The sequence below is a fragment of the Halomonas salsilacus genome, assembly GCF_051216275.1.
In the GTDB taxonomy this organism is placed as follows: Bacteria; Pseudomonadota; Gammaproteobacteria; order Pseudomonadales; family Halomonadaceae; genus Halomonas.
This window is the reverse complement of sequence record NZ_JBPKAQ010000030.1, coordinates 1-576: the sequence shown is the minus strand read 5'-3', so window position 1 is coordinate 576 and position 576 is coordinate 1. Positions and strand designations below refer to the sequence as shown.

General features: G+C 56.1%; 2 tRNA genes. Both read right to left on the bottom strand.

What is annotated here, in order from left to right:
- Positions 1 to 278: 278 nt before the first annotated feature.
- Positions 279 to 354: transfer RNA gene (locus ACR80S_RS17185), tRNA-Ala, on the bottom strand.
- Between the two features lie 115 nt (positions 355 to 469).
- Positions 470 to 546, bottom strand: a tRNA-Ile gene (locus ACR80S_RS17180).
- Positions 547 to 576 lie beyond the last annotated feature (30 nt).

Here is a 576-nt window from a genome sequence, read left to right as displayed (position 1 = left end):
CGCTTGAAACATATCTCGTGTCCTTTCCGAATCACTTCAGAAAGAACGTTTGTCAGCATGATTCACATTGTTAAAGAGCAGACTGTCAATCGACAGTCATAAACCGGTCATCGTAACGCGCGATGATGGCTTATGACTGCGGATCCGATCAGGGTAGACTGGTGGGCAGAGATGGTGGAGCCAAGCGGGATCGAAGTCGTGCGCGACCCCGGCGCGACCTCCTGGTGCCGGCAGGCGCTCTCCCAGCTGAGCTATAACCAAGTTCCTCTAGAGGAAATTGGTGGAGCCTAGCGGGATCGAACCGCTGACCTCCTGCGTGCAAGGCAGGCGCTCTCCCAGCTGAGCTAAGGCCCCGCTAAATGGTGGGTCTGGGCAGATTTGAATAAACCCCGCGACCTCACCCTTCTCTTTATAGAACGTCCGGGGGTGCGCGCTCACCAACTGAGCGACTATCCGGCCATTCGGAGAATGGTGGGTCTGGGCAGATTTGAACTGCCGACCTCACCCTTATCAGGGGTGCGCTCTAACCAACTGAGCTACAGACCCAATGGTCACGCTGGGCCTATACCCAAACAG